The following is a 26224-nucleotide window of genomic DNA, read 5'->3' on the forward strand; positions in this document are numbered from 1 at the left end:
ACATCATGAAAAACTGGCTCAAGTCGCTGTGCCTCGTACCGCTGACCGCCGTTGCGCTGCTGGGCACCGCGCCCGCGCGCGCCGCCGATCTGCTCGACACCGTGAAATCGGCGGGCGTACTGAAAATCGGGATCGAAGGGACTTATCCGCCGTTCAACTATCGCGCGGCCGATGGCCAGCTCGAAGGCTTCGATGTCGACGTCGCCAAGGCCGTTGCCGAACGTCTCGGCGTAAAGCCGGTGTTCGTGACGACGGAATGGAGCGGCATTATCGGCGGTCTCGTGGCCGGTAAATTCGACGTCATCGTCAATCAAGTGGCCATCACCGACGAACGCAAGCGCTCGCTCGACTTCAGCCAGCCGTACACCTTCTCGGCCGCGCAGCTCATTCAGCGCAAGGACGACAAACGCGAGTTCAATTCGCTCGACGCCCTCAAGGGCCACAAGCTCGGCGTGAGTCTCGGCAGCAACTACGACAAGCTCGCGAAGGCGGTGCCGGGCATCGACGTGCGCACCTATCCGGGCGCGCCGGAGTACCTGCGCGATCTCGCCGCCGGGCGCATCGACGCGGCGCTCAACGATCGCCTGATGCTCGCCTATTTGATCAAGACGTCGAACCTGCCGCTGCGTGCGGGGGCCGTGTTGCAAGGCGCCAGCGAGTCGGTGGGCATTCCGTTCCGCAAGGGCAACCCCAAGTTCGCGAAGGCCATCGACGATGCCCTCACGGCCATGAAGCAGGACGGCTCGCTCGGCAAGCTCGCGCTGAAGTGGTTCGGCGAGGACACGTCCAAGCCGGCGAAGTAACCCGCAAGCCGCGCGCGACACACTTCGGTCGCATCACGGCCGGCACCACGCAAACCACGCGGGTGCCGGCCGTCGTCGTTCCGGCCCACGTTCCCCCCAGACACCCCCCTCATGAATCCATTCGAACTCGCCGCCCAATCCATGCCAGTGCTGCTGCAAGGCACGGTGCTCACGATCAAGTTCGCCTTGATGTCGATGGTGTTCGGCCTGGCGATCGGCGTGATCGTGGCGATCATGGGTATCGGCAACGTCCGCGTGCTGCGCGGCATCGCCCGCACCTATGTCAGCATCATGCGCGGCACGCCGCTGCTGGTGCAGATCTTCGTGATCTACTACGGCCTGCCGGGCGTTGGCATCGCGCTCGATCCGACGCCCGCCGGCGTGCTCACGCTCAGCCTGAACGTCGGCGCCTATCTGTCGGAGAGCATGCGCGGCGCCCTCGAAGGCATGCCGCGCGGACAATGGCTCGCGGCCTACAGCCTCGGCCTGTCCTATTGGCAGACGCTGCGTTACGTCATCGCCCCGCAAGCCCTGCGCATCGCTGTGCCGAGCCTCGGCAACAGCCTCATCAGCCTGATCAAGGACACATCGCTGGTCTCGGTCATTACCGTGACCGAGTTGCTGCGCTCCGCGCAGGAGGTCATTGCAACGACCTACCAGCCGCTGCCGCTCTATCTCGCCTGCGCCGCCATTTACTGGGTGCTGTCGACCGGGTTGTCGGCACTGCAGCGACGCATCGAGAAACGTCTGGCGTTGCCCGCCAGAACCTGACGGGGCGCCAACAAAAAAGCCGGGCCCCGGATGCCAATGGCAGACATTCGGGGCCCGGCTTTTGCTTTGAACGCCGGTACGTCAAGGCCACCGGTCGTTCCACATCGCTGAACGCTTAACCGCTTACCGCGGCGCGCGACGCTCGCGATACATCGTGCGGAACGTCTTGCCACTCGGGGCAGGCATTTCCCGCGTGTCGCTCCATCCTGCGGCGAGCGGCAGCTTCGAGAGGCTGCCACGCTCGCGCCCCATCCAATGGAGTACACGCGCACCCAGGCCGGCAAGCGCCGCATACAGACGAGGGCGACGCGCCGCAAACGCCCACGCGGCGAGCGCCGTGCGCTCCTGCCACGGCCGCAGGCCGCGATCGACCTGGCGCTCGCGCAGCTTGCGAAGCAGATCGGAGATCGGAATGCCCACGGGGCAGACGCGATTGCACTCCCCGCACAGCGTGGCGGCCTGCGGCAGATCGAGCGTCTTCTCCAGGCCGACATAGCTCGGCGTGAGCACCGACCCCATCGGCCCCGGATACACCCAACCGTAGGCGTGCCCGCCGATCTTCTGATAGACGGGACAATGATTCATGCAAGCGCCGCAACGGATGCAACGCAGCATGTCCTGAAACGCGCCGCCGATCAATCCCGAGCGGCCACCGTCGACCAGCACGAAGTACATATGGTCGGGGCCATCGAGCTCACCCTCGACGCGCGTACCGGTCAGCAGCGAGAAGTAGTTCGACGTGCCCTGCCCGGTCGCGGAGCGCGGCAACAGACGCATGGCCGTCGCCAGATCCTCGAGCGTGGGCAACACCTTCTCGATACCGGTCACGGCCACATGCACGCGCGGCATGATCGTGCACATGCCCTCGTTGCCTTCGTTCGTCACCACGGCCACGGAGCCGGTTTCGGCGACGAGAAAATTGCCGCCGGTCACGCCCATGTCCGCCGAGAGAAACTGCGGACGCAGCATCTCGCGCGCTTCGCGTGTCATCGCCGGAATGTCGGTCAGACGCGGCTTATGGTGAACGCGAGCGAACAGGTCGGCAACCTCGTCCTTGTCCTTGTGCACGACCGGCGCAATGATGTGCGACGGCGGTTCGTTGTCGTTGATCTGCAGGATGTATTCGCCCAGATCGGTCTCGACCGATTGCACACCCATGTCGGCGAGCACCTTGTTGAGCTGCAATTCCTCCGTGACCATCGATTTCGACTTGATCACCTTCTTGACGTCGTGCTTGCGGGCGATTTCGGCAATCAGGCGGGCAGCGTCCTGCGTCGATTCGGCGAACAACACCGTGGCGCCACGTCGCGTGGCCTCGCGCTCGAAAATCTCCAGCCAGACATCGAGCGTCTCGAGCCCGCGATTACGACGTGCCTTGAGCGCCTCGCGCGTGGCCTCGAAGTCGATTTCCTCGATGGCCGTGGCGCGCGCCGTCACGAACTTGGTCGAGAGTTTCCGGAGGTTGGCCTGCAGACGCTGGTCCGCGAGCTTTTGCCCGGCGCGCGCCTTGAATTGCATCGATTGAACTTGCATCGCGACTCACTGGAGGTGATGGCCGCCGGTGTGCGTCATCGCACACACGGGCGTGAAGGTCGGGAGGGTCGGGAGGACAGCGGCGAGCTCACACATCGCCCGCGAGCACCTGGGCAATGTGGAGCACGCGCGTCTTCGTGTCGCCGGTGCGGCGCAGACGTCCTTCGATGTTGAGCATGCATCCGAGGTCGCCCAGCACGACCGCTGGCGCCCCGCTCGCGGCGATGTTCGCGCACTTCTCGTCGACGATGGCCGTCGAGATGTTGCCGTACTTGAGCGCGAAGGTGCCTCCGAAACCGCAACAAGCCTGGCAGTCCTTCATTTCCGTCATCTTGACGCCCGGCATTTTCGCGAGCAATGCGCGCGGCTGCGTCTTGACGCCCAGCTCACGCAACCCCGAGCATGAATCGTGATAGGTCACTTCGCCGTTGTAATCGCCGGGCACGGTATCGATGTGCAGCACATTGACGAGGAAATCGGTCAGCTCGAACACGCGCGGGCGCAGTCGCTCGTAGCGGCCCATGAGTTCGGGGTCGTCGGCGAAGAGGTCGCCGTAGTGCGCCTTGACCATGCCACCGCACGATCCCGACGGCACGACGACGTAGTCGAACGATTCGAACTCCTCGAGGAACTTCTGAGCGAGATCGCGGGCAATGGCCCGTTCGCCCGAGTTATAGCCGGGCTGACCACAGCAGGTCTGGGAATCGGGAATCACGACCTCGCAGCCCGCCGTCTCCAGCAGCTTGAGCGTCGAGAAGCCGATCTCCGGACGCATCAGGTCGATCAGACACGTGACAAAGAGTCCGACGCGCATTGGGGGAATCCTCTTTCCGGGAATAATGCGCCATTATAAGTCGCTGGGCCGGTCTGGCCCAGCGTGGATTCCCGCATATCGCGCAGACGATTACGCCATTCGGGGCGTGATGTCGCTCAACGCGTTCAACGAGTTCGTCCGCGTAAGTCCCCGCCGCTCGGCGGGTGGCGCCGCCGGAGGATAGGGCATGAGTGCCAGGCGCGCCGCCATCATCTCCTGCACCCGCGACAACCGCTGCAAATCGCGCCTGAAGCTTTCAAATTTGGCGTCAGTGTTCGCGAACCCTGCCGCGACTTCCGACGCCAGGGAGTCCACTCGATTCGTGAGGGTGCCGAATTGATCGGTGAGGCTGGCGACTTGATCGGTGAAACCGTCGAACCGATTGGTGAGGGTGTCCACTTGATCGGAGACCGCATACATTTGATCATCCAGTCGGTTCGCCACGGTTTCCATTTGATTCGAAAGGGTCCCAGCCCGAGTATCCAGCGACTCCACCTGATGATTGACTTGGCCAAGCCCACTCTTGATGCCATTCAACAGATTCCACACCATATCTTCACGCTCGAGCGCGGCACGCCGATCGGCCACGTCCAAGTACGTTCTCATCATAGTCCCCTCCGTTTCAATGAATTGCCCGGTGCTTGCCAACAGACTTTCGACAGACTTCCATCCTCGCTCACGATCGAACCCACGAATGCTTCCCAGGCTGACCCCGCGGATCACCAGCGTCATCACCGTCGCCACAATGGCGAGAATGCCGCCCGACACAAACAGTCCTGCCACCGCAACGGCCGCCGCCGCGGCGTAAAGGGAAGTCGTAATGCCAACGCGCTTGCCATAGTGCTTCCGTTCCGGCCACACCTCCTTTGAGGCCAGTGCGATCGACTCGCGCACGCCCGTCAGGCATCGCTCGATCTCGGCGATGCCATCGGCACGCTCGACCGACAGGCGCTGGCTCGCCGTCTTTTGGATATCGGGTTCGCCAAAGGTCGCCCCGCCAAACCCCACCGAGCGCTGCGCCATTGCGAAACATTTCGTCAGGATTTCCTGCTCCTTGCGCAGTGCTTCCGTCAGATGTCCCAGAATCGCCGAGAACCGCCTGGCCGACGGCGTGAGACTGTCGACGTCGTGATCGTTCAACTGCTCGCCAACCCGGCAGTACGGACCCGATCGGCTCGCGTTACCGGCATATCGATAAACCCCGTCCCAGAGTCCGCCCCCCCAGTACCCTGATGTCGCTTTCCTGTAAGTCGAGTAGAACGTGTTTTCCAATCGGGAAAGCGAGCCGCAGTCCAATCCCAGTTGCGCCTTCGCGTTGGCGATCTGCCGAAACTGACCGACGATGTCCGCATGCTTGTCGGCAATCGACTTTTCGTAAGTGACTGCCCCCCGACTACGCGTGCACCTTGGCGGCGACCAACTCCCTGCCGCCGGCGAAAACCCATACCTGTACATTCCCCGAACCTCCTTGAGCGTGCCGATCTCGTCTTTCAACCCAGCCGGACACTGAATGAAATGACAAGGCCATGGTAGTCGTCTGGACGAGAGACCACTTTCGGTTTCAGTCAGCCGAGACTGCGGCAACGACGCTCTCCTGTGGCACGCCCACTTTTCGCAGAAGTCCTCTACAGGAAGGGTGCGAATTTTTCACAATATGATATAGAATCACCCCTATACGAAACTCGGCCCTCCCCCATGAAAGACGAAGGTAGTCAAAGTACGGAGTCGCGCACGTCCATCCAGGTCATCGAGCGCATGATGCGTCTGCTCGATGCCCTTGCCGCCCATGCCGACCCCGTCAGCCTCAAGGAATTGGCGCAGTCGACGGAACTGCATCCGTCCACGGCGCACCGTATCCTGAACGACATGGTCGCCTGCCGCTTTGTCGACCGCTGTGATCCGGGCACGTACCGTCTGGGCATGCGCCTGCTCGAACTCGGCAATCTGGTCAAGGCACGGTTGTCGGTGCGCGATGCCGCCCTCGCGCCCATGCGCGGCCTGCACCGGATGACCGGCCAGACTGTCAACCTGTCGGTGCGCCAGGGCGATGAAATCGTCTATATCGAGCGGGCCTACAGCGAGCGTTCGGGGATGCAGGTGGTGCGCGCCATCGGTGGTCATGCGCCCTTGCACCTGACATCGGTCGGCAAGCTCTTCCTCGCGGCGGACGAAGCCGCGCGCGTGCGCGCGTATGCCACGCGCACCGGCCTGTCGGGACACACCCGCAACAGCATCACCGATCTGCAAAAACTCGAGCGCGAGCTGAGCCACGTGCGCCAGTCCGGCTATGCCCGCGACAACGAGGAACTCGAACTGGGGGTTCGCTGCATTGCGGCGGGCATCTACGACGACAGCGGAAAGCTCGTGGCCGGACTCTCGCTGTCGGCACCCGCCGACCGTTTGCAGGACGCGTGGCTCGCAAATCTGAACGAGACGGCGCTGCAGATTTCCGCGTCGCTCGGCTTTCACGCGCCGCCCCCCGCCGTCGGCAGCAACGTGTCGCATGTGGCGACAGCCGAATAGCCCGAACCGACATCGCGCTTCGCGAATCCGGTCGCGGAATGCAAAAGGCGCTCCCGAGGGAGCGCCTTTTGTTTGGCAACGGTTTGGGCGACTTACAGCGCGTGTTCGCTGTTGGTCGCGACTTGTGCCGTCGGTGCCGTACCCGCCGTGCGTTGCGGCGTAGCGCCGCCCCCTTCGAGCAGCCACTTGCGAACGCGCGTGGCGTCGGCGAAGCGCGAGTACTTGCCGGTCGAATCGAGCAGAATCATGATCACCGGACGGCCATCGACGTTGGCTTGCATCACGAGGCATTGCCCCGCTTCGTTGATGTAGCCCGTCTTCTGCAGACCGATTTCCCAGCCCGGGTGTCCGATCAGGTGATTCGTGCTGACATAGTGCAACTCGCGACGGCCGGTATTGACGTCGTAATTGCTGTCCGTCGAGAAACGGCGAATCATCGGGTACTGATAAGCGGCCTTGACCATCTTCACCAGATCACGTGCGCTCGACACATTCTGGCTCGACAGGCCCGTTGGATCGTTGAAGTGCGTGTCGTTCATACCGAGCTGCTTCGCCTTGCGGTTCATCGCCGCGAGGAACGCCGGACGACCGCCCGGGAAGTAACGCGACAGCGCAGCGGCCGCGCGATTCTCCGACGACATCAGCGCAATGTGCAGCATGTCTTCACGCGACAGACGCGACCCCACCGACAGACGCGAGCCCGTACCCTTCTCGTAATCGCGATCTTCGTCCGTCACTTCCATCATGTCCGTCATCGGCACGCCCGCGTCGAGCGACACCATCGCGGTCATCAGCTTCGAGATCGACGCGATGGGCAACACGGCTTGCGAGTTCTTGTCGAACAGCGATTCGCCGGTGCGCTCATCGACAACATAGGCCACCGAGGAACGCAGCGCCAGCGCGTCAGGGGATTCATGCAGACCGAATGCGCGCCCGGCGGACAGTCGATCCTGCGCCTGCGGCGTAAAGTTGACCGTGCGATACGACGTCACGACACGACGTTTGCCGTGCTTGTAGACGACGTGTTTGATGGCAACACGCTTGGTGGCCGCGTCTTCTTCGACGGTAGCCAGTTTGCGCGCCTTGGCGCCCGCCTTCTCGCGCGAGGCGGTCTTGGCAACGGCACGTTTGGCACCGGAATGGGAGGTGGCGACAGATTTCGTCGCCTTGGAATTGGCACACGCGCGCTTCTGGGCGGCCGTCTTGGCTGCCTTGGACGAGCATACGCTCGTCTTACCGGCAGCTTGAACGACGGCTGGGGCACCGGCGGCGAGCGAGATCGCCACGACGGCAGCACCCCAGAGGCGGGAGCGGCACAGACGCGCAAGGGTGGTGATCGCGTACATAGATTGGGGGTAGCGTAAGGTTGACAGGCAACGAGTTTGGAAGAAGTTTAGTAACTTCCCAAAAAATAAGCAATATGAATGACTTAGCTGAAATACTTAAACCGGCATCTGGCAGTTTTGTGCGGCGCAATCCGCCAAACTGCACATTCGCAACAAATTGCCAAATAACGCAAACATCCAGAGATGATTCAGCTAAGGAAATGCGCCCACTCAGCCAGCGGCGCACGGTCGGTGACAAGCTGGTTTTCGATGGCATCCGGATCCGCATACCCCAATGCCATGCCGCACACCACCATTCGGGTCTCGGGCAGGCGCAGTTCCGCCGCAATTACCTGGTGAAACGTGGCGAACGCGGCCTGCGGGCAAGTGTCGAGGCCTCGCGCCCGCGCCGCGACCATCACGCTCTGCAGGAACATGCCGTAGTCCAGCCAACTTCCCTGCTCCAGGTGTCGATCGATCGTGAAGATCAGTCCGACCGGCGCATCGAAGAAACAGAAGTTGCGCGCGTGCTGCCCCTGCATGCGGTCTTTGTCGGCGCGGCCAATACCCAGCAGTCCATACAAATCCCAACCGACCTTGCGCCGCCGCGCCTGGTAAGGTTCCGTCCACTCGCGCGGGTAGTAGGCGTATTCCTCCTGATGCATCAGGCGCTGCGCCGGGTCGTTGAACGCCTCCAGAAGGCGCGACGTCAACGATGTCAGCGCCTGGCCGGTCAATACATACGTTTGCCAAGGCTGAATGTTGCTGCCCGACGGCGCACGCGAGGCCACGCCAAGAATGTCCGCCACCGTTGCCTGCGGCACCGGCGTGGGCAAGTACGCCCGAATCGATCGCCGGCTGCGAATGGCCTCGTCGACATAGGCCACACGCTGCTCGGCGTCATTGCCGATCGTCGGGCGACGCGCCCCCTCCCCCGTGCCCGGCTGCGCATGCAAGTCGGCTGCCTCGGCGGCGTTCTGCGCCGAGGACTGTGTGGCGTCCTGGTGCGGGTGTTGGTGTAGGTGTTTCATAAGTCAGGCTCACGGCAAACGAAGGGAGAAATGCGTCGCCCGGCTGCTCATGGCGACGACGCGGCCGGCACCGCCCGCCGCTCGATGACAAGCGCAACGCCAAGCGCCGCGACGACCATCCCGGCGGCACTCAGCGGGGACAACGTCTCGCCGAATAGCAACCAGGCCATGACCGCGGTCGTCGGAGGCGTCAGATACATCAGGCTGGATACCTTGGTCGCGGCACCCTGTCGAATCAGCAGAAACAGCAAGGAGATGGCACCGATCGACAACGCCAGCACCGACCATACCAGCGCGCCGATCATTGGCGCGTTCCAGCGCACTTGCATCGTCTCGAGCATCCACGCGGCGGGCAGCGTTACCGCAAACGCCGCACCGAACTGCACGAGCGTGCCGACACGCAAATCGAAATGGGCGCAAAACCGTTTTTGATAGAGCGTGCCCGCCGTGATCGCGAGCAGGCTCAACACGCACAAGGCCACCGGACCCGCACCGATGCCGCGAACGCCAACCTTGTTGGCCACCACCAGCCCGACGCCGGCGAATCCGCACAACAGCCCCAACCATTGCCGGCGCGAGACCGGCTCACCGACCACACGTGCGAAGAGCGCCGTCAACAACGGCTGGATGCCGACGACCAGCGCGGCCAGCCCGGCGGGCGCACCGTGCTTGATCGCTGCCCAGACGCCGCCGAGGTACACCGCCTGGATCAGCGTGCCGGACACGGCAAGATGCGCAATGAGCGGCCAGTCGATGGGCCCGATCGTGCCGGCCGGTACCGTCCGGCCCTCCACCGCGCGCCGCCTCGGCCATGACATGCCCGTCAACCAGGCGATGGGAAGCATGACCAGCAGCGTGCCGCCGAAGCGCAGCGCTAGAAAGGTCAGCGGCTCGGCATTCGGCATGCCGTATTTGGCGACAATAAAACCGGTGCTCCAGATCAACACGAACCACCACGGCATGGCCGCGCGCCAGATCGCCGCACGTTCGGTGCCGGCCATCTCGCGACCATGTGGTGCATTCGCGGGCGAAGGTGACACGGTGCGATGCTCGCTCATACGAGAGCACCTTCTGCCGGCGCAGGGTGCCGACGGCGGACCGCCAGTTGGAACTGATCGGCGAGGCGGATCGTCGCAAAATGCGCGGCGACCGTCTGTTCGATGTCGCGGCCGTAGCCGCCTGCCATTGCGATAGCCACCGGCAGCCCGCGCTCTGCGCAGGCCGTCAGCACCCGACGGTCGCGCGCGAGCAATCCGTCATGCGTCAATGCCAGCCGGCCAAGCCGGTCATTCGCCAGCGGATCGGCGCCCGCGAGATAAATCGCAAGGGTCGGGGTGAATTGCGCGAAGAGATCGGTCAGTGCGTGGCCGAGCGCGACCAGGTAATCGTCGTCGCCGCAGCCGTCGGGCAATGCCACGTCGAGGTCACCGCGCGCCTTGTGAAACGGGTAGTTGTGCTCACCGTGCAGCGACAGCGTGAACACGCTCGGGTCGTGCTCGAAAATGGCCGCTGTGCCGTTGCCCTGATGCACGTCGAGATCGATGATCGCCACACGCGTGCCCGGACCGAGTTCGGCCTGCATCGTGCGCGCCGCGACCGCTGCGTCGTTGAACACGCAGAAGCCTTCGCCGCGGTCGGCATACGCGTGATGTGTTCCCCCAGCGAGATTAGCAGCCACGCCATCGGTCAGCGCGGCCCGACAGGCGGCCACCGTCGCCCCCGCCGACCGGCGCGAGCGCTCGACCATTTGCGGTGACCATGGGAATCCGATCGTACGCTGCTCTTTGGGATCCAACTGACCGGCGCTCACTCGCGCCACGTACGCCGGCGAGTGGACGCGACCGAGCATCACGTCGTCCGCGGACAATGCCTCGGCAAGCGCAACGTGCGGCAACTCCCCCGCCACGCGCTCGCGCAGACGGGCATACTTTTCCATCGGAAACCGATGCCCGGGTGGCAACGGCAGCACGAAATGATCGCTGTAGAACGCTTGCATCGACGCGAATGGCCGGCAGTGGCGGCACGCAAAAAGGCGTTGAACGACATCGGCACAGGCGCATCGACCACGCTCGGTAAGGCAGCGAGCCGTTGACCGCGAAGATGTTTCGCCAGTGCCGGAACTCGACGATAGTAACATCGGCGCACGGGGTGCGCCGGGTGCCAAAACGGTGCGGAGCCGCACCAATGAAGCGTTTCCGGACGGTGCCCGCCATTCGCCGCAACGCGGTGTCATACGTTAGTCACGGGATCCCAACCGGTTGATTTTGTAAGCTTTTATTGAATTGTTGCAGCGCACAAAAAAAACTTGACAGCGACAAAAATATCTCTACACTTGCAATTGTGCGATGCACAAAAGAAATCGCACCCCCATTTAGAGGCCCCAACCGTGTTTTCACCAGGATAAGGTGAGAACTCATTTGCGAACACGGAGTGGGTCGATACGTTGTGTATGACACCATCATAGGAGAACGCCATGTCGTTTCTGACCCCCGAGCAATTCGCCGCCGCCCACAAAGCCAATCTCGAAACCCTTTTTGGCCTGACCAACAAGGCGTTCGAAGGCATGGAAAAGCTCGTCGAGCTGAACCTGCAAGCCGTCAAGGCATCGCTGGCCGAGTCCGCCTCGACCGCGCAGAAGGCCTTCGCAGTGAAAGACGCGCAAGAGTTGCTCGCCCTGCAAGCCAACCTCGTCCAGCCCGCCGCCGAAAAGGCGATTGCGTATGGCCGTCACCTGTACGAAATCGCTTCGTCGACGCAAGCCGAAGTGACGAAGGTGGCCGAAGCCCAACTGGCGGAAAGCTCGCAGAACATGCAAGCCCTGTTCGACAATCTGGCCAAGAACGCCCCGGCCGGTTCGGAGTCTGCCGTTGCACTGGCCAAGTCGGCCATGTCGGCAGCCAACAGCGCGTTCGACAGCGTGCAGAAGGCCACCAAGCAAGCCGTTGAAATCGCCGAGACGAACTTCGCTGCCGCGACCAGCGTCGCGACGAAGGCTGCTGCTCAGGCTTCGCGTGCTGCCTCCAGCGCCAAGAAGTAATCGATAGCGTTTCGCGACGCTAGCGTTCGAACCCGGCCTCGTGCCGGGTTTTTCTTTTTTGGGGCGAACGGCGACGTCGCCGCCATAAAAAAACCGCCATCTCGGAGCGAAATGGCGGTTTTTTTGGCATCCGACCTCGCCCCGAATGCGGCGCGGCGGACATCGGTCACGTCATGCATGCCCGGCGCGCGCCCCCCCCCCCGGAATCATCCGAGGCGCGCACCAGACACCGACGCGCTTTACTTCTTGCGGGCCGGCGGAACGTCGGTGCAAACACCTTCGTAAATCTCCGCCGCCATACCGACCGATTCGGCCAGCGTCGGGTGCGGGTGAATCGTCTTCCCGATATCGACGGCATCCGCGCCCATCTCGACGGCCAGGCAAAGTTCGCCGATCAGATCGCCGGCGTGCGTGCCGACGATGGCACCGCCAACGATGCGATGCGTTTCTTCATCGAACAGCACCTTGGTGAAGCCTTCGTCACGGCCGTTCGCGATCGCGCGACCCGATGCCGCCCACGGGAACACGGCCTTGCCGTACTTCACCCCTTCGGCCTTCAACTGGTCTTCCGTCTTGCCGGCCCAAGCCACTTCCGGATCGGTGTAGGCGACCGACGGAATCTGGATGGCGTCGAAATAAGCCTTCTCGCCTGCCGCCGCTTCCGCCGCGACGTGGGCTTCATGCACGGCCTTGTGGGCCAGCATCGGCTGACCGACGATATCGCCAATCGCGAAGATGTGCGGCACGTTGGTCCGCATCTGCCTGTCGACATCGATGAACCCGCGATCGCCCACGGCGACGCCCGCGTTCTCGGCGCCGATCTTCTTGCCGTTCGGGCTGCGGCCTACGGCGACCAGCACGAGGTCGTAACGCTGGGGCTCCGCCGGTGCCGCCTCGCCCTCGAACTGCACGTAGATGCCATCGGCCTTGGCCTCGGCACCCACGGTCTTGGTCTTGAGCATGACGCGGCCGAAGCGCTTCGCGTTCATCTTCTCCCAGACCTTGACCAGATCGCGGTCGGCGCCTTGCATCAGGCCGTCGAGCATTTCCACGACATCGATCTCGGTGCCCAGGGCGCTATACACCGTCGCCATTTCCAGACCGATGATGCCGCCACCGATCACGAGCATCTTCTTCGGCAGTTGACGCAACTCGAGGGCGCCGGTCGAATCGACGATGCGCGGGTCCTCCGGCAGGAACGGCAACTTCACCGCCTGCGAACCCGCGGCGACGATGGCCTGCGCGAACTTCACGGTGCGCTTGCTGCCGTCTTCAGCGACGACTTCGATGTGATTCGGGTCGAGGAACGTGCCGACGCCGCGCACGACTTCCACCTTGCGCATCTTGGCCATGCCGGCCAGACCGCCCGTGAGCTTGCCGACCACGCTTTCCTTGTAGGCGCGCAGTTTGTCGAGATCGATCTCGGGTTTCGCGAACGAAATGCCGTGATGACCGAGCGTCTGGGCCTCTTCGAGAACGGCCGCCGTATGGAGCAGCGCCTTCGACGGGATGCAACCGACGTTCAGGCACACGCCGCCGAGGGTCGCATAGCGCTCGACGAGCACAGTCTTGCGGCCCAGGTCGGCACTGCGGAACGCCGCCGAGTATCCGCCCGGACCGGCGCCCAACACGAGCACGTCGCACTCGGTGTCGGCACCGCCGCTGTGCTTGGCCGCAGCCGGGGCCGGGGCGCTCGGCTTTGCCGCAGGCACGGCGGCGGCAGGCGCTGCCGGCGCGGAGGCGGCCACCGGGGCTTCGGCCTTGGCGGCACCGGCACCGTCCACTTCGACAAGCGCGATCAGCGTGCCTTGACTGGCCTTGTCGCCCACCTTGATCTTCACTTCCTTGACCGTGCCCGACACTTCCGACGGCACTTCCATGGACGCCTTGTCAGACTCAAGCGTAATGAGCGATGCATCCTTGGCGATCTTGTCGCCCGGCTTGATCATCACTTCGATGACATCCACGCCCTCTGCGCCGATGTCCGGTACTTTGACTTCGATGAGACTCATGCGGGGTCTCCCTGTCGCATTTATGACTTGATGGTGGTATCGATCGGAAACGTGTGCACCTGAAACGGGGCGGCGGAACTCTTGTCGAACTCCGCCCCCGCCTTCACGCCCGCTTCGGCGATGGCGCTGGCACTCAGATCCTGGTCATAGAGGGCGTACATGGCGCCGAGCGCGAAATTGCGCCCTGAGCCAATCCCCCAGAACCGATCGAAAACAAACACTTCCCGGTAGGAATAAATCCCGTAGATGCCGGTCGGATTCGCGATCACGCAGGTGATCTGCGACGACTCGTACGGATCGTCTTCCTCTTCCTTGGTGTTGAGGAAATACTCTTCCTTGAGCTTCTGGTGGACGCGGCAGAACGTGCGGAACACCTCGTCACGCGAGTGCAGACGGCATTCGTCCGCCATACCGGAGAGAATGGCGCGCATGACCGGAAAGTGTGCGGTCGTGCCCGCCAGGCCAACATAGGAATCGCCTACGAGAAAAACCTTGCGATTTTCCTCGTACGATTGCGAGAGCCGCGTATCGCCGAACGTCACAAGCGAATCGGCGGCAATCGCGATCTCACCGGCCTTCTTGACGACTACCACGGTGGTCATGATGCCCTCCCCGTCCAGATCCTGAAGCGTTCGCGCGAGCGCCGCCGGACTTGCGCTTGCGCGCAACCGGCGGCGCCTGCCATTACAGCATCGCGCGACGGAAATCCTGCAACAGTTGCCCCAGGTAGGCGTTGAAGCGTGCCGCCTCGGCACCGTCGATCACACGGTGATCGTAAGACAGCGACAGCGGCAGCGTCAGTTGCGGCAGGAATTGCTGCTTGCGCTCATCCCACACCGGCTTCTGATACGAACGCGACAGGCCCAGAATGGCCACTTCCGGTGCGTTGATGATCGGCGTGAAGGTTGTGCCGCCGATACCGCCGAGCGACGAGATCGAGAAACACCCGCCTTGCATCTGGTCAGGCTTGAGCTTGCCTTCGCGGGCGAGCTTCGCCAGTTCCGAGGTCTCGCGAGCGATTTCGAACACGCCCTTCTTGTCGGCGTCGCGAACAACTGGCACCACCAGACCGTTCGGCGTGTCGGCGGCGAAACCGATGTGGAAGTACTGCTTGAAGACGAGGTTGTCGCCGTCCAGACTTGCGTTGAACGTGGGGAACTTCTTCAGAGCCATCACACAGGCCTTGACGACGAAGGCGAGCATCGTGACCTTGACGCCAGCCTTCTCGTTTTCCTTGTTCAACTGCACGCGGAACGCTTCGAGTTCGCCAATATCCGCTTCGTCGTTGTTCGTGACGTGCGGAATCATGACCCAGTTGCGGTGCAGGTTTGCACCCGAGATCTTCTTGATGCGCGAGAGCGCCTTGGGCTCGATCGGACCGAACTTCGAGAAGTCGATCTTCGGCCACGGCAACAGGTTCAGCTCACCACCACCGGCAGGCGCGGCGCCCGACACAGCAGGGCGATTGCCCGCAAGCGCGCTCTTGATGAAGTTACGCACATCGTCAACGACCACGCGGCCCTTCGGACCGGTCCCCTTCACTTGCGTCACATCCACCCCCAGTTCGCGGGCGAACTTGCGCACCGACGGACTGGCGTGGCTGATCGGCGGATGGTCCGACGCGGCAGCGGGGGTCGCTGGCGCGGCGGTCGGGGCCGGCGCCGGAGCCGGGGCTGCGGGGGCAGCGCTCGGTGCCGCCGGGGCCGGCGCGCTCGCTGCGGCAGCGGCAGCGGCCTTCGCCGGTGCGGCGGCAACAGCGCCTTCGAGCACAACGATCAACGTGCCTTCCGACACCTTGTCGCCCACTTTGATCTTCAATTCCTTGACCACACCCGCAGCCGGGCTCGGCACATCCATCGACGCCTTGTCGGACTCCAGCGTGACGAGCGATTGCTCGGCCGTCACGGTATCGCCCACCTTGACCAGCACATCGATCACGGGCACGTCGTCATACCCACCAATGTCCGGCACCTTGACGTCGATCTTGCTCGTACCGCCGCTGGCGGCCGGGGTTGCCGATGCGGCCGGTGCAGCGGGTGCCGCGGCTGGCGCAGCCGCAGGCGTCGGCGCGGGGGCTGCCGCCGCACTGGCTTGCGCGCCCGAACCGTTGGCGGTCTCGAGCGTCAGAATAAGAGAACCCTCAGATACTTCATCGCCGACTTTCAGGCTCAGCGCCTTGATGATGCCAGCGGCCGGGCTCGGCACATCCATCGTCGCCTTGTCCGATTCCAGCGTGATCAGGGCCTGCTCGGCATCGATCTTGTCGCCCGCCTTGACCAGCACGTCGATGACGGGCAAGTCCTTGAAGTCACCGATATCGGGGACTTTCACTTCGATCACTTGACTCATTTTCCACAGTCTCCTCGAGGCTGCGCTTGACGCGCGGCGCGCCCCGCCTGCCGCTTGAGGCGGCTGGCGGTCGCACGCGCCGCGCGAAGCGGCCTTTAGACGGTCATCGGGTTGGGTTTGTTCGGATCCAGGTTGTACTTGGCAATCGCTTCGGCAACCTTGGTCGCCGGCAGCGTGCCTTCGTCGGCCAATGCCTTGAGGGCAGCGACCGTGACCCAGTTACGATCCACCTCGAAGAAGTGACGCAGCTTCTCGCGCGTATCCGAACGGCCGTAGCCGTCGGTGCCGAGCGCCACATAACGACCCCGCACGAAGGGGCGAATCTGATCGGCGTACGTGCGGATGTAGTCGGTCGATGCGATGACCGGACCACGGGTGTCGTTCAGGCACGACTCGACATGCGACAAACGCGCCGGCTCGGTCGGGTGCAGCAGATTGTGGCGCGCCGCGTCGTTACCTTCGCGGGCCAGCTCCGTGAAGCTCGGGCAGCTCCACAGATCCGATTCGACGCCCCAATCGTTCTTGAGCATTTCGGCGGCGGCGATCACTTCGTTGAAGATCGTACCCGAACCCAGCAGTTGCACGCGCGGTGCCTTGCTGTCGTCCGCCCCGCGACGGAACGCGTACATCCCCTTCAGGATGTCCTGCTCAACGCCTTCCGGCATGGCCGGATGCGGGTAGTTCTCGTTCATCACGGTCAGGTAGTAATAGACATCTTCCTGATCCTGCACCATGCGACGCAGGCCGTCCTGAACGATCACGGCGAGTTCGTAAGCGAACGTCGGATCGTACGGCAAACAGTTCGGAATCGACGACGCCCACAGCAGCGAGTGACCGTCTTCGTGCTGGAGACCTTCGCCGTTCAGGGTCGTACGACCGGCCGTGCCGCCCACGAGGAAACCGCGAGCGCGCATGTCGCCGGCCGCCCAGGCCAGGTCGCCCACGCGCTGGAAGCCGAACATCGAGTAGAAGATGTAGAAGGGGATCATCGTCTCGCCGTGCGTCGAGTACGACGTGGCGGCCGCGATCCAGTCGCACATGCCACCGGCTTCATTGATGCCTTCCTGCAGAATCTGACCGCTCTCCGATTCCTTGTAGAACATCAATTGATCCTGATCCTGCGGGATGTAGCGCTGGCCGACCTGGCTCCAGATACCAATCTGGCGGAACAGACCTTCCATACCGAAGGTGCGGGATTCGTCCGGCACGATCGGCACGATACGCTGGCCCAGCGCCTTGTCCTTGAGCAGCACGTTGAGAATCCGCACGAACGCCATCGTCGTCGAGATCTCGCGGCCTTCGGCGGTCGCCTTGAGCAGGGCATCGAATGCGGACAGCGCAGGCACCGGCAACGATGCGGCCTTGGTGCGACGCTGCGGCAGATAGCCGCCCAGCTCCATGCGGCGCGCGCGCATGTATTCGAGTTCCTTCGAGCCTTCCTCGAACTTCAGGTACGGCACGTCGGCGATCTGGTCATCCGCGATCGGCAGCTTGAACTGGTCGCGGAATTTCTTGAGCGACTCCACCGGCATCTTCTTCTGCTGGTGGGTGATGTTCATGGCCTGACCGGCCTCACCCATGCCGTAGCCCTTGATGGTCTTGGCCAGAATGACCGTCGGCTGCCCCTTGTGCTGGGTGGCCGCCTGGTATGCGGCGAAAATCTTGTGCGGATCGTGGCCGCCGCGGTTAAGCGCCCAAATGTCTTCGTCTGACCAGTCGGCGACCATCGCCTTGAGTTCCGGCGTATTGAAGAAGTTCTCGCGCACGTACGCGCCGTCCTTCGACTTGTAGGTCTGATACTCGCCGTCAACACACTCCATCATGCGCGTCATCAGCAGACCCTTCTTGTCGCGGGCGAGCAAGGTGTCCCAGCGGCTGCCCCAGATCACCTTGATGACGTTCCAGCCGGCACCGCGGAACTCCGATTCGAGTTCCTGGATGATCTTGCCGTTACCGCGCACCGGGCCGTCCAGGCGCTGCAGGTTGCAGTTGATCACGAACACGAGGTTGTCGAGATGCTCGCGACCGGCCATGCCGATGGCGCCGAGCGATTCCGGCTCGTCCGTCTCGCCGTCGCCGAGGAAGGCCCAGACCTTGCGGCCCTCGGTCTTCACGATGTTGCGCGACTCGATGTACTTCATGAAGCGCGCCTGGTAGATCGCCATGATCGGGCCCAGGCCCATCGACACCGTCGGGAACTGCCAGAAGTCAGGCATCAGCCACGGGTGCGGATACGACGACAGACCGCCGCCGTCCACTTCCTGGCGGAAGTTCTCGAGCTGGGGCATTTCCAGACGGCCCAACAGGAAGGCGCGGCTGTACACACCCGGCGACGAGTGGCCCTGCACAAAGACCAGGTCGCCACCGTGCTTGTCGGACGGCGCATGCCAGAAATGGTTGAAACCAACGTCATAGAGCGTTGCGGCCGAGGCGAACGACGCGATGTGACCGCCGACGTTCGTGTCCTTGCCGGCGCGCAGCACCATCGCGATCGCATTCCAGCGCGTGTACGAGCGAATCTTGTGCTCGACATCCTGATCGCCGGGGATACGGGCCTGCTGGTCGAGCGGGATGGTGTTGATGTACGGGGTATTCGCCGAGAACGGGTGATGTTCGCCGTTGATGCGGGCGAACTCGATCAGCTTCTCGAGCAGGTAGTGGGCACGCTCTGGGCCCTCGGCCGCCAGCACGCCTTCGAGCGAGGCCAGCCATTCTTGCGTTTCTTGGGGATCGGCGTCCGCGGGGGACACGATCTTGAGGGCTTCTTCAGGTACGGCGGACATGGTGTCTCCTTGTCTGTCGTTAGCGGGTTGGCGTGACGGTCGAATCCCGCTTTATGGACGGGCCCACCGGCTTTTTTACCGGGGCATTGTACGAAGGTTACTCCCGCCTTCGCAAGCGAAATTTCAGATTACGATAGTAAATTTTATAATGCGGAATTCTGCTGCGGTGCACATAAAATCAATAGGTTGCTGGTGCCATCACACCACGATTTTCCAGCGTACCGATCGGTCTCAAGAGCAAATTGCGCGGCCGTCTTACGCAAAAGCTCGGAGGCTTCCGAAAAGCAAGCGGTCGCCGTTGATGGCAGCGGGAAACCGCCCGGCCTGCGCTACAATCTCGCCATGCTTTCGCCCCGCCTTGCCAATTCCGCTCCGCCGTCCCGGTCCGCCGCTACGTCTGCCCGCTCCAACCGTTGGTTGCAGGGGTTCGCGGAGTCGCATTACTACTTGCTGGTCCCGCTCGTCTCCATTGTGATCTTTCTCGTGGTGATGAGTCTGATCCTGTGGAGCCTGAACCGCCGGGAGACGGAGCAACAGCAGGACACGCTGTATCGGAATGTGGCATGGGCGCAGCAACAGATTCGCCTCAACATGCTGGCCATTCAAGATCAGATCAGCTCGCTTGCGCGCGACACGGCAGCCAAGCCGCAGGACGTTGCGCACTTCCAGAATACGGCGAACGAAGTGATGCAAAATCATGCGGACATCGTCTTCATGAATTGGCTGGACGCGTCGCAGCGTCCGAAGTGGGCGGCGCCGGCGGATTCCCCGTTCGCGTCGCGGTTGCAGGGCTCGGCGCAGCATCCAATGGAAGACGAATTATTGGTCGCGTTCCGCGCCGCCCGCGATTCGCGCCGCTCGGCCTATTCCACCCTGATTTATGACGCCTCGGGCGCAAGCTACATCGTTGTACAGGTGCCCGTGCTGCGCGAGCGCGAGTTCCTCGGCACGATCAGTGCGGTGTATTCGGTGGAAGGCTTGCTGATCCACGAGTTGCCGCAGGAGCTTGGCGACAAGTTCAAGGTGTCGTTCATCGACACTCACAACAACGAGCTGGCAACGACATCGACACGCCCGCCGTTACCGCGCGATGTCTCCTACGAGTTGCTCCTCGATCCCCCCGGGCACAGTCTCGCGGTGCGCATCTACTCGTATCCTGCCGTCGGCAATTTCGTCAACAACACGCTGGTGTGGCTGATCGCCGGCTTGTCGTGCTTCGTGCTCTGGAGCCTCTGGAGCCTGTGGCGGCATACGCGCCAGCGCTTCGAGGCACAGCAGGCGTTGTTCAACGAGACGTCGTTCCGGCGGGCCATGGAGAACTCCATCGTCATCGGCATGCGTGTGCTCGACCTGCAGGGCCACATTACTTACGTGAACCCCGCGTTCTGCCGGATGACAGGCTGGGACGAGCAGGACCTCATGTACCGGGCGCCGCCCTACCCTTACTGGCCCAAAGACGACATCCACGAAATGCAGCGTCGCATCGACATGACGCTGCGCGGCAAGGCGCCCTCGCACGGCTTCGAAATTCGCGTGCAGCGCAAAGACGGCACGATTTTCTACGCGCGCATGTTCGTCTCGCCGCTCGTGGACGCGCATGGCCGTCAGACCGGCTGGATGTCGTCGCTGACCGATATCAGCGAACCCAAGCGGGCGCGCGAGGAACTCGCCGCCGCCCATGAGCGGTTCACGACCGTGCTGGAGAGCCTCGACGCGTCGGTATCGGTACTCGCCGTCGACAAGGCGGAATTGCTGTTCGCGAATCGCTATTACCGTCAGTTGTTCGGTACGCGCCCGGAAGGCCACCTGGAGTTGTCCGGTGGCGGCGAACTCTCCCCTACGTCGCTCGATCACATCGATCTGGTCGATGCCTTTGCCGGACTGCCTGCCGCGTCGCTCACCGACACGGCTGCGCAGACACAGGAAATTTATCTGCCGGCGCACCAGAAATGGTTCGAAGTCCGGCGTCAATATATTCAGTGGGTGGACGGCCACTTGGCACAGTTGCAGGTGGCAACGGACATTACGGCCCGCCGTCATGCGGAGGAGCTGGCCCGTCAGGAAGAAGAACGCCTACAGTTCACGGGGCGTCTGACGACCATGGGCGAGATGGCTTCGTCGCTGGCCCACGAACTGAACCAGCCGCTCGCGGCCATCAACAACTACTGCATGGGCACGGCGGCCCTAGTGCGCGCCGGGCGCACCTCGCCGGAAACGTTGCTGCCCGCGCTGGAAAAAACGTCACAGCAGGCGGTGCGTGCGGGCATGATCATCAAGCGGATTCGCGCGTTCGTGAAACGTAGCGAACCGAAGCGTCAACCCTCGTCGATCTATGAGATCGTCGCGGATGCCGTGGGGCTCGCCGAGATTGAAGCGCGCAAGCGCCGCATTCGCATTGTGACCGAGCTGCCGGCAGGACTGCCACAGATCAACGTCGACCCGGTGCTGATCGAACAGGTGCTCGTGAATCTGCTCAAGAACGCCGCCGAGGCCATGCACGGCTATACGCCGCCGCCCGGCCAGCGTCGCGACCTGAGCGTGCGTCTGCACGTGGAACGGCGAGATAAATCGGTCGAATTCCAAGTCTCGGATCATGGACCTGGGGTGGACGAGGCCACCATCGAACGATTGTTTGAACCTTTCTTTAGCACTAAATCGGACGGCATGGGCATGGGCCTGAATATCTGCCGTTCGATCATCGAATCACACCACGGCCGTCTGTGGGTAGAAAACAATGACGTCGACGGCGTGCGGAATGGTTGTACTTTTTGTATTCTGTTACCGTTAGAAGGCGATACGACATCCGGATCCGGGGGAGGACTATGACGACACCCAACACCACTATCGAACAAGAAACCGTCTTCGTCGTTGATGACGACGAGGCGGTCCGCGACTCGCTTCGCTGGCTACTCGAGGCCAATGGCTACCACGTACGAGGCTTTGCCAGTGCCGAAGAATTCCTTTCGCACTACAACGGGCATCAGCTTGGCTGCCTGATTCTGGATGTCCGCATGCCGGGCATGAGCGGCCTGGAACTTCAGGAAAAGCTGGTCGAGAACCGGTTCAACATTCCCATCATCTTCGTGACGGGCCATGGCGACGTGCCGATGGCCGTCGACACGATGAAGAAGGGCGCGATGGACTTCATCGAAAAGCCGTTCGACGAAGCGGAATTGCGTGCTCAAGTCGAGCGGATGCTCGCAAAAGCACGGCAAGACGCCAGCAGCCAACGCGAGTTGCAAGCCGCCGAGGATCTGCTGTCCAAGCTTACAAGTCGTGAACATCAGGTGCTCGAGCGCATCATTGCCGGCCGCCTGAACAAGCAGATCGCAGACGATCTTGGCATCAGCATCAAGACGGTCGAGGCGCACCGCGCCAACATCATGGAGAAGCTCAACGTCAACACCGTTGCCGACCTGCTCCGCCTGGCACTCTCGAAACGTTCCGGCGGATCGCCTCGCCCCTGAACCCGGTCGCCGCCCGCCGTCCGCTCGCCATCGCGCCGGCTGACTGACGGGCGGCCGAAGTGCCGGACCCATGACCGGTAGCATCTCGACCGGTTGCGGTGGCATGATGCTGCTCGCCAAGGAGACGCGGCGAGCAGCGTCAGCCGTGCAGCGCCGTAGCTCGCTCGAAGCCGCCGCCGCGCCCCCTCCCGCGCGTTGCGGCGCGCCGCTATAATACGGTCTTTGCGCCTGTCACCTGCCTGACCGGCGCGGCCGTATCCGGCCCCTCGGGCCAGCCCCCATCCTTCCTACGATATCCACGCATCATGACCGCCACCCTCATCGACGGCAACGCCCTCGCCAAACGTATTCGCGCCGAAGTTGCCACCCGTGCCGCCGTTCTGACCGCCCGCGGCCACCAACCCGGGCTTGCCGTGGTGCTGGTCGGCGAGGATTCGGCCAGTCAGGTCTACGTGCGCAACAAGGTCAAGGCCTGCGAAGACAACGGCCTGTATTCCTCGCTCGACCGCTATCCGGCCGATCTGACGGAAAGCGCCCTGCTTGCCCGCATCGATGAACTCAACCGCGATCCTAAGATCAACGGCATCCTCGTTCAACTGCCCCTGCCTAAGCACATCGACAGCCACAAGGTGCTCGAAGCCATTGCGCCGGAAAAGGACGTCGACGGTTTTCACGTGTCGAATGCGGGCGCCCTGATGACGGGGGCACCGCTGTTCCGCCCGTGCACGCCCTATGGCTGCATGAAGATGCTCGAGTCCGTCGATTTCCCGCTGCGCGGGGCGGTGGCCGTGGTAATCGGCGCGTCGAACATCGTTGGCAAGCCGATGGCGATGATGCTGCTCCAGGCAGGCGCCACCGTCACGATCTGCAACAGCAAGACGCGAGATCTGGCCGCGCACACCCGCAACGCTGACGTCATTGTCGCGGCCGTGGGCAAGCGCAATATCGTCACGGCCGATATGGTCAAACCGGGTGCGGCAGTCATCGACGTCGGCATGAACCGTGACGACGCGGGCAAGTTGTGCGGCGACGTCGATTTCAACGGCGTCAAGGATGTGGCCGGCTATATCACGCCGGTACCGGGCGGCGTGGGACCGATGACGATCACCATGCTCCTCGTCAACACGCTTGAGGCCGCCGAGCGCGCCCTCGACGCCTGATCGTCAGCACCGCGCGTCACGCCGGGCGTGCTCGACCTCTCGGTCGCGCGCGCCCTTGTTGCTTTTGGGCCCGTGGTCGAATCGCCGGCGTAAGCCGTTGAATGCCGGCCGGGCGTCGCACTCCAGGGATTCCGCCGCCAACACGCCCAATCGGACCGGTTGAAAAAAACGACTGGAAAATTGCCCGGGATGCCCCCACACTCTTCGTAAGCCCCTCCCCGTGGACAACGAACGCATGAATACGCCACAAACCAACCCTCTGCTCGATATCCAGGGACTTCCCCGTTTTGCCGAGATCCGCCCCGAACACGTAACGCCCGCCGTCGACGTGCTCCTGGCACAAGCGCGTGCGGCTGTGGACAAGGCTGCAGATCCCTCCACGCCGCCGACGTGGGCCAACATTCTCGACGCCGTAGAAGACGGCACCGAAGGTTTGGGCCGGGCCTGGGAAATCGTTGGACACCTGAACGCCGTCGCCGACACCCCGGCGCTTCGCGCGGCATACGGCGATAACCTGCCGCGCGTCACCGAATTCTCCGCCAGCGTCGGCCAGAATCTGGCGCTGTTCGAAAAGTACAAGGCCATTGCAGCCGGCCAGGAATTCGCAGACCTCTCTCCGGCTCGCAAGAAAATTCTCGACAACGAGATGCGCGGCTTCCGATTGGGCGGCGCCGAACTTCCTGAAGACCAGAAACCGCGATTCGCCGACATTCAGGAAGCACAGGCGGACCTCGCCAAGCGCTTCTCGGATCACGTGCTCGACGCGACCAACAAATTCTCGCTTGTCGTGACCGACGAGCAGGACCTCGCCGGCCTGCCCGACGACGACAAGGCCGCGGCACGTGCCGCCGCACAGCGAGACGGCCTGGACGGCTGGAAATTCACGCTACATTTCCCCTCGTACTTCCCGGTGCTGCAATACGCCGACAATCGCGCGCTTCGCGAAACGCTGTACCGGGCCAATGTGACCCGGGCTTCCGAACTCGGCCCGCAATTCGGCAACGGCGAGGCGGACTGGGACAACACCGAGATCGTTGTCGAGCAACTCGCGCTGCGCCGCGAGGAAGCACACATGCTCGGCTTCAAGAACTACGCCGAGGTATCTCTCGAGCCCAAAATGGCGGAATCGCCCGCGCAAGTCCTCGAGTTCCTCGAAGACCTCGCCCGCCGCGCGCGTCCGTACGCCGAGCAAGACTGGGCCGAACTGCAAGCGTTTGCCGCCGAGTCGCTGGGCATCGAGAAGCTGCAACCCTGGGACACGACCTACGCATCGGAGAAGCTGCGCCAGCAACGCTACGATTTCTCGGAGTCGGAAGTCCGTCAGTATTTTCCGTTGCCCAAGGTGCTCGACGGTCTGTTTCGCGTGGCCGGCACGTTGTTCGGCGTGACGATTCGCCCGCAGGATGCCGAAACGTGGCATCCGGATGTTCGCTTCTTCCGCATCGAGCGCGATGGCGAACTCGTGGCGCAGTTCTACATCGATCTGTTCGCCCGCGAAGGCAAGCGCGGCGGTGCCTGGATGGACAGTGCCCGCACACGCAAGCGCCTGCGCAACGGCACGCTGCAAACGCCGGTGGCGTACCTCGTGTGCAACTTCCCTGCCCCCGTCGGCGACAAGCCGGCGTTGCTGCCGCATGACGACGTCATCACGCTGTTCCACGAGTTCGGGCACGGCCTGCATCACATGCTCACGCAAGTGGAAGATGCCGGCGTGGCGGGCATCAATGGCGTCGAGTGGGATGCTGTCGAGTTGCCGTCCCAGTTCATGGAGAACTTCTGTTGGGAGTGGGATGTGCTTGAGCACATGACCGCTCATGTGGAGACGGGTGCCCCGCTGCCGCGAGCCCTGTTCGACAAGATGCTGGCCGCCCGCAACTTCCAAAGCGGTTTGATGATGCTGCGTCAGTTGGTCTTCTCCGACTTCGACATGCACCTGCATTACGATTTCGATCCGCACGGCAACGAGTCGGTGCTGTCGCTTTCGCAACGCATCAACGATCGATTGCACGTTACGCCTCAGGCGGATTTTTCGCGTTGGCCGAATACTTTCAGCCACATCTTTGCAGGCGGCTACGCGGCCGGATATTACAGCTACAAGTGGGCGGAGGTGCTGTCGGCGGATGTGTATGCGGCGTTTGAAGAGGCGGCGAAGGTCAGCGGCTCAGTCCTCGATACCGCCACCGGCGCCCGCTACCGCGATGAAATTCTCGCGGTGGGCGGCAGTCGCGAAGCAATGGCGTCGTTCATTGCGTTCCGGGGTCGCGCACCGGAAGTCGATGCCTTGCTGCGCCACAGTGGCATGTCGGCAAGCTGACGCACCGCATCAAGTCAGCGAGGAATGAACAACGGGCGCCTCTGTGCGCCCGTTGTTTATCGTGATACAGGATGCACACCATCATTCATCTTCGTCACAGCCGTTCGGTCGCCAAACATATTGGCTCGTTCCCTTATCGAGACAGTGAGCCGCCTGGAAGCGAATGATGCATCCGTTTTCATACGTTCGCACGCATGCACCTTCGACGCATCGCGTCTGCATGCGAACCACTGACCTGTCCGGGAAATTTCGTACCAAAGGAATCTAGAGATAATGGCTCCTCAGCTCAGACGAGGAGTTGG

Annotated in this window: 20 protein-coding genes; 9 read left to right on the plus strand and 11 right to left on the minus strand. The window is 62.8% G+C overall.

All coding sequences use genetic code 11. The features are described from left to right. The first annotated feature begins 5 nt into the window (after window positions 1-5). Both BGP02_RS02610 and BGP02_RS02615 read left to right on the plus strand, forming a co-directional pair. Window positions 6-803, plus strand: coding sequence for a transporter substrate-binding domain-containing protein (locus BGP02_RS02610; RefSeq protein WP_026131669.1), 798 nt, complete (start codon window positions 6-8; stop codon window positions 801-803). Window positions 804-914: 111 nt separating this feature from the next. Continuing rightward, window positions 915-1574: an amino acid ABC transporter permease gene (locus BGP02_RS02615; protein WP_017232323.1), complete on the plus strand. Its 660-nt coding sequence runs from the start codon at window positions 915-917 to the stop codon at window positions 1572-1574. A 123-nt stretch (window positions 1575-1697) separates the two neighbouring features. Here BGP02_RS02615 and BGP02_RS02620 read toward each other — a convergent pair whose 3' ends face one another. From BGP02_RS02620 to BGP02_RS02630, 3 genes are all read right to left on the minus strand, one after another. After that, a complete protein-coding gene (locus tag BGP02_RS02620) occupies window positions 1698-3107 on the minus strand; it encodes a lactate utilization protein B (protein WP_017232322.1) in 1410 nt (469 codons plus the stop codon). A gap of 88 nt (window positions 3108-3195) precedes the next feature. Next, window positions 3196-3921, minus strand: a complete 726-nt coding sequence (locus tag BGP02_RS02625; protein ID WP_017232321.1) for a (Fe-S)-binding protein — start codon at window positions 3919-3921, stop codon at window positions 3196-3198. 90 nt (window positions 3922-4011) lie between these two features. Further along, window positions 4012-5061 carry a hypothetical protein gene (locus tag BGP02_RS02630; RefSeq protein ID WP_261938735.1) on the minus strand — a complete coding sequence of 350 codons (1050 nt, stop codon included), beginning with the start codon at window positions 5059-5061 and terminating at the stop codon, window positions 4012-4014. A 555-nt stretch (window positions 5062-5616) separates the two neighbouring features. Between BGP02_RS02630 and BGP02_RS02635 the strand changes: the two genes are divergently transcribed. After that, complete coding sequence (locus tag BGP02_RS02635) at window positions 5617-6444, plus strand: IclR family transcriptional regulator (RefSeq protein ID WP_017232319.1); 828 nt, start codon at window positions 5617-5619, stop codon at window positions 6442-6444. A 92-nt stretch (window positions 6445-6536) separates the two neighbouring features. Here the strand turns inward: BGP02_RS02635 and pbpG are convergent, their stop codons facing one another. From pbpG to BGP02_RS02655, 4 genes are all read right to left on the minus strand, one after another. Further along, on the minus strand, window positions 6537-7790 hold the full coding sequence (gene pbpG / locus BGP02_RS02640; protein ID WP_017232318.1) for a D-alanyl-D-alanine endopeptidase: 1254 nt from the start codon (window positions 7788-7790) through the stop codon (window positions 6537-6539). A 188-nt stretch (window positions 7791-7978) separates the two neighbouring features. Next, window positions 7979-8800, minus strand: coding sequence for a nitroreductase (locus BGP02_RS02645; protein ID WP_017232317.1), 822 nt, complete (start codon window positions 8798-8800; stop codon window positions 7979-7981). Between the two features lie 47 nt (window positions 8801-8847). Beyond that, on the minus strand, window positions 8848-9801 hold the full coding sequence (locus BGP02_RS02650; RefSeq protein ID WP_286797630.1) for a DMT family transporter: 954 nt from the start codon (window positions 9799-9801) through the stop codon (window positions 8848-8850). 53 nt (window positions 9802-9854) lie between these two features. Beyond that, a complete protein-coding gene (locus BGP02_RS02655; protein WP_261938736.1) occupies window positions 9855-10796 on the minus strand; it encodes a histone deacetylase family protein in 942 nt (313 codons plus the stop codon). A gap of 477 nt (window positions 10797-11273) precedes the next feature. Between BGP02_RS02655 and BGP02_RS02660 the strand changes: the two genes are divergently transcribed. Continuing rightward, the gene (locus BGP02_RS02660; protein WP_017232314.1) at window positions 11274-11837 is read left to right on the plus strand and encodes a phasin family protein; all 564 of its coding nucleotides are present in this window, start codon (window positions 11274-11276) and stop codon (window positions 11835-11837) included. 239 nt (window positions 11838-12076) lie between these two features. On the opposite strand, the gene lpdA is transcribed toward BGP02_RS02660, so the two are convergent. From lpdA to aceE, 4 genes are all read right to left on the minus strand, one after another. Further along, entirely contained in the window at window positions 12077-13849 is a 1773-nt protein-coding gene (gene lpdA, locus BGP02_RS02665) for a dihydrolipoyl dehydrogenase (protein ID WP_268567616.1), read from the minus strand. 20 nt (window positions 13850-13869) lie between these two features. After that, entirely contained in the window at window positions 13870-14451 is a 582-nt protein-coding gene (locus BGP02_RS02670; RefSeq protein WP_026131554.1) for an Ntn hydrolase family protein, read from the minus strand. Window positions 14452-14533: 82 nt separating this feature from the next. Continuing rightward, a complete protein-coding gene (gene aceF, locus BGP02_RS02675) occupies window positions 14534-16198 on the minus strand; it encodes a dihydrolipoyllysine-residue acetyltransferase (protein WP_286797612.1) in 1665 nt (554 codons plus the stop codon). Window positions 16199-16293: 95 nt separating this feature from the next. Further along, complete coding sequence (gene aceE / locus BGP02_RS02680; RefSeq protein WP_017231577.1) at window positions 16294-18981, minus strand: pyruvate dehydrogenase (acetyl-transferring), homodimeric type; 2688 nt, start codon at window positions 18979-18981, stop codon at window positions 16294-16296. 342 nt (window positions 18982-19323) lie between these two features. Between aceE and BGP02_RS02685 the strand changes: the two genes are divergently transcribed. The 5 genes from BGP02_RS02685 (at window position 19324) to BGP02_RS02705 (ending at window position 25922) form a co-directional block, all read left to right on the plus strand. Beyond that, window positions 19324-21807 carry a PAS domain-containing sensor histidine kinase gene (locus BGP02_RS02685; protein ID WP_039829656.1) on the plus strand — a complete coding sequence of 828 codons (2484 nt, stop codon included), beginning with the start codon at window positions 19324-19326 and terminating at the stop codon, window positions 21805-21807. Further along, the gene (locus BGP02_RS02690) at window positions 21804-22448 is read left to right on the plus strand and encodes a response regulator transcription factor (RefSeq protein WP_017231575.1); all 645 of its coding nucleotides are present in this window, start codon (window positions 21804-21806) and stop codon (window positions 22446-22448) included. Before BGP02_RS02685 ends, BGP02_RS02690 begins: the two co-directional genes overlap by 4 nt. A 70-nt stretch (window positions 22449-22518) precedes the next feature. Further along, window positions 22519-22662: a hypothetical protein gene (locus BGP02_RS02695; protein WP_157211311.1), complete on the plus strand. Its 144-nt coding sequence runs from the start codon at window positions 22519-22521 to the stop codon at window positions 22660-22662. Between the two features lie 91 nt (window positions 22663-22753). Further along, the gene (gene folD, locus BGP02_RS02700) at window positions 22754-23608 is read left to right on the plus strand and encodes a bifunctional methylenetetrahydrofolate dehydrogenase/methenyltetrahydrofolate cyclohydrolase FolD (RefSeq protein WP_017231574.1); all 855 of its coding nucleotides are present in this window, start codon (window positions 22754-22756) and stop codon (window positions 23606-23608) included. A gap of 235 nt (window positions 23609-23843) precedes the next feature. Beyond that, entirely contained in the window at window positions 23844-25922 is a 2079-nt protein-coding gene (locus BGP02_RS02705) for a M3 family metallopeptidase (RefSeq protein WP_268567614.1), read from the plus strand. Window positions 25923-26224: the final 302 nt, after the last annotated feature.

Origin of the sequence: Pandoraea sp. 64-18 (assembly GCF_001899225.1) — a bacterium.
GTDB lineage: Bacteria > Pseudomonadota > Gammaproteobacteria > Burkholderiales > Burkholderiaceae > Pandoraea > Pandoraea cepalis.